1 protein-coding gene is annotated in these 5,060 nt (G+C 33.9%); it reads right to left on the bottom strand.

Annotated features, from left to right (window positions below; translation table 11 throughout):
• Positions 1 to 1,673: 1,673 nt before the first annotated feature.
• The coding region (locus ACFILL_RS08645; protein WP_375643768.1) for a type ISP restriction/modification enzyme at positions 1,674 to 5,060 on the bottom strand (3,387 nt) is incomplete at its 5' end.

The following is a 5,060-nucleotide window of genomic DNA, read 5'->3' as shown; positions in this document are numbered from 1 at the left end:
GTTAAGAAATGACCATCGATATATTCACAATCATCAATAAATTCGTATTTTTTTGCAGGCTCTTGTTGATTAACAGATGCGATTTCATTTGCAATGTTAGAGAGAACGGGGGTGTTTTTTGATATATTTGTCATATTTAAAACCTGTTTGAATAATATTGTTATTGACAGCCCAGAAGGGCGCCGGGTGCTAACAAACACGGCAAACAGTCCGTCGTTACACTTTTCTCATAAAGAGTATTGTATGGTGTAACCACACCCGACATAATCATTATATGCTAATCATAACATAAAAGACAGTCAGTATTTTAAAAGATGGGAAAGATTGTTTCGTAATCTACCCGCTGTTTGTTTAGTGTTGTTAAGCACTTGATTATTTATATAACAAAATACGTATTTATTGTCAAATAATATTTTATCTTTTTTGATATTTTTTTGTATTTTTTTAGATGCGTTATGTATTGATAATATCATGTGCTTATTAATTGCTTCTTTTATATTTATGTGCTTTTAAAGCTATATTATGGGCTTTATGAAACGATTGTGTTGTTTTTTGAATTATACATTTATAATATTTATAAACGCTCTCATAATGCGTATTTTTATCTTTATAACCTATCAGTTTTTTCACTAAATGATTTTTAATTTTTTTGTGAATTTTGTTTATAACACATTTGCAACTTAACAGTTTTTTATAGAGATGATCTTTATAACCAACGCATTCATTTGCATTTTTGCTTTATTCAAATAAGGCTGTTATTTTTACGCATTCTCTATAGCTGTTATATGCTTTATAGCCATGGTGTTATTTTTCATTTTCATGATAAAAATGATACATATGATAATTGTAATTTAGAGACTGTTATGAAAACACTTATGAAACTATCTAAAGAGGGATTGATAATTATAGAAATTAGCAAAATCCTTTTTAATAGGCTTTTGTTATTTTGATTAGTTCTTTTTAAAAGATAAAATTATATTTCTAGTGAGTGATTAACACGTGTCTTATGAAAAGCGTATGAAATTAAAAACTGATTACGTTATCAAAATCCCTTTTATGAATTTTAATCAGTTCTTTTGAATAGATAACCTTATGATTTAGAGAATGATTACAACGTGCTTTATGAAAATCATATGATCCTTTAAAGCTTTTCAAAAGATAGCTTGTAACTCATAAGAGATGCTATCAAGATCATTATAGTTATGAGTTTTGACGGGGTTTTGAGTTTTGAGGGTTGCTGCTATTATGTAAAAAAACGATAAAAAGCAAAAACGTTATTTTTCAATAGGTTAAGATTTTACAGATCTTAAAAAAACAACCCATATTGATAACACAACCTATAAATTCAACTAATAATATACGTTTTGAGGGGGTTTTGACGATTTTTACACCTTCAAAACCTATAAGCAAAATGAATATATATATATATAACTCTCCTTAAACAAAGCTTTTGAAAACAATAAAGCACTCATTTTAGATTACGATATAACCTCTTAAAGGCAATCCAAATAAGAGTATCTAAAAGTGCAAGTTTCTTCTTTTTAGAATAACGCATGATAAATTATCCTTTTAAAGATTGTATGCAAGCAATGTATAAAGGGGTATAGACTACAGTTATAAGCTCTATACCCCTTACGAGTTTATCATACCCATTTGTAAGCATGCTTTATAAGTTATTCAGTTTCTCTTAATACCAAATTTGGTAAGTTCTTAACGATTTTCATTGTTTCTAAACTTACGGTAATAACCCTTTGAAACAACTCCAAAGGATAAGCAGGGTTTCCAACGGTTTCAACAGCATAGCGATTGGCATCATTAACAATGCCGCTCTTTTTATCAGTCTTTACACATTGCCGTTCCATAACCCATTCAAGAGCGGGTTTACCATTGACGATATATTCATAAGCTTCAAGAGGGATATCTGTCATTGTGACATTGCTGTTGTAAAAAACTGTCGATTTATCTTTTACTTTACTATTCCCAAAAAAATTCATTTCTGTAACATAATAGAATTTTTCAGGATTAGGGATATCAGTGAGTTTTGGATCACCTTTTTTAAAGGTTACAGGATAAGGTTCTACAGTTTCATAGTTCATATGCAAATGCCCCAGTTCACGCCCTGCAGTTACAAATTTCCAAAAATCTTCAGTGCTCTTTACACAAGGGATACGAGGCAATTCTTTAGAGAGGTTATCAGCATAACGGGTGCGGTAATCTTCTGAATGCAAAATCCCGTAAACATAATAAAATAGATCATCTTTAGTGATAGTTTCATTAGGATAAGCGGCTTTAAAATGTGCTAATCCTTCATCCGTAATGGCATCACGGCGTTGTAAACCAGCTGTTTTGTTTTCCTCTATAGAGTTTGTAAATAAATGGGATTGCTTTTCACTTTTCTCTTTTAAGGATACAATATCTTCATAAAGATATTGCGGAAAGCATTGACCGTTTTCTATCACCTGATAATCAGACACAGCTTTAATCATAAGAACAGAAAAGGTTTTTTTTGCTCCTATGCCTGTAAGTTGTATCATTTTATTTTCAACTGATTTTCCTATAGGAAATATACATGGCATTATGGAAACTCTATCGTTGAAAGCACGATTATAATAGAGCCATTGTTTTGTAAAAGGGCGATAAATACTTTGAATAAAGCACGTCTCCTCGAACTCAAATAATTTTTCTCTTATAAATTCTCGTTTAAGAGTACTACTCCAACTGATCTTTGTAGCATCAGCGTTAACGAAATTGTCTATAGCCTTTTCACGTATTTTGCGATCAACATGTCCATAAGCTTCGTTAAAGCGCTCCACTTCGCTATTATAGAAGTTAATCATGTTGTACATGTTTTTTGATAAAGCATTACGACTTGAGTTGTATGCCCACGCATCACGACTGGTTAGAACGCCACAGGAATAAGTTTCAAAAAGCTTTGTATCATGACCTTTCTTAACACCTAAAGCTAGAAATGTCTTGAAACTGTCATCACGTTGATTTATCCAATCATTATGCCTATCCGGTGTAATTATTTGCCAACCTTGTTTACTCCGTGTAATACCATTAATGCTACCAAATTTTTTAATTGTCTTAAGCTTTTCTTCTCTATTGAGATAATCTCCAATATCACGGAAATATATTTTCCCATGTTGTTGTGCATTTGGATTTTTAACCAAAATAGAAATCGCTATAGGGGCACGAGAACCTTCACCAAAAATTTTTCCACCTTCTTTGCGAGAAAGTTCTCCAGAGGTTCGTTGATTACCACGTAAATGAAAAATATAAAGGCTGCTAAATTCTTCAACGAGGCATTTGCGTAAGCCATCCATAGATTTTGTATCTATAAAACTTGCATTTGTAACAAAACCAATCACACCACGGTCTTTTATACGGTCACTTGCCCAGCGAATGGCGCGGATGTAACTATCATAAAGCGCCTGCATAAGACTTGCTTTTGAATGAGCGGCATAAGTGTCACCAATACGTTTATTTAATATGGGATAGGGAGTGTTCTTTGCATTGTCGTTTTCGCTTTTTTGTCCTATCGAATAAGGAGGGTTACCAAAAATAACTTCGATATCCAGTTTCTTTTGATGCTCTAAATATTCACTGTTTTCTTTGAATAATTTTTGCAGCAGATTCTTTTCTTCAAGCATCCGAAACGTATCAGTCAAACCAATATGCTTGAAAGGGATATATTCTCCTTTCATGATACTATGATAGGTCGATTCAATGTTAATCGCTGCTATGTAATAGGCAAGTAAGACAATCTCATTGGCATGGATATCATAACGGTATTTATATTCCATATCCTCTGGTTTGATGAGATCTGATTGTAAAAGCCGTGTAATAAAGGTACCCGTTCCCGTGAAAGGGTCAAGAATAGAGACACCCCGTGAACCAAGGCTTTTTCCAAATTCATTGCGTAAAACATCATCAACAGAATGAATGATAAAATCCACAACCTCAATGGGCGTATAAACAATTCCTAATTTTTCTACCGTACGCGGAAAAGCATGACGGAAAAATTCATTATAAAGCTTTACAATTAAGTTTTGTTGTGCTTCAAGACTTGTAGTTCCTCGTGTGTAAAATTGTACATTCCTAGAGATAGTTCTGAAATCTTGAGATTCTTCTTTAAGAGTAACTTTATCAAGGATATTAAGTACACGTTGTAAAGCACAAGAGACGGGATTTTCTTGAACAAACTGATGCCCCTCAAACAAAGCATCAAAGACTGGACGCGTCACAAGATGTTGTGCAAGCATTTCAATCGCATTTTCTTCGGAGAGGGTCGTGTTTAAATTGTTACGTAATTCGGTCATAAAACCATTAAACACCCGCCGCGTTTCCGTTTCTGATTTTGTTAAAACTTCGGTTAAGCGTGTGATATGATTTTGAGCAAGATCAGCAACATTGGTTGCCCATCTTTTCCAATAGCTAGGGTCGTAATTTCTCTTAACAATAGCTGCTCTAATGACATCCGGATATTGAGAAAAAAGGGATAATTCTTCTTCTGGTTTATATCCGTGAAAGGATTCATAAGTTGGTGATCCAATGTTCAGTCCTGAATATTCTGATTTTGAGCGTATAGGTAAGTCATCAATAACCACAGTTGTATCTTCTGAGGTAGCCTTTTGAGAAGGAACAATAATATCAAGGGCATAGCTTACGTCCTGTTTTATGGACATATGGTGGATTATTTTATTAAAACTCTCATCATGGGCACGCAAAGCATTGACGACTTGCCAGATGACATCATATTTTGTATTATTTTCCAAGGCTTGTACTGGTGGAATGCCAGCCGGTACTCCAACGGGTAGAATGATATAGCCTCTTTTCTTACCCTCTGCTCGACGCATGACACGGCCTATTGCTTGAATAATCTCAATTTGACTTTTTCGCGGGTGTAAGAATAGAACAGCATCAAGAGCAGGAACATCAACACCCTCAGAAAGACAGCGTACATTGGTTAGCACACGACACGTATTTTCCCCCGCATCTTCCTTTAACCAGTCAAGTTGTTTTGTACGCTCTTTAGCACTAAAGGTTCCATCAATATG

Source organism: Bartonella sp. AP20NXHL (assembly GCF_042196165.1).
Lineage (GTDB): Bacteria > Pseudomonadota > Alphaproteobacteria > Rhizobiales > Rhizobiaceae > Bartonella.
Note: the sequence above shows the minus strand (reverse complement) of the source record. Positions and strands in the feature narration are given on the sequence as shown.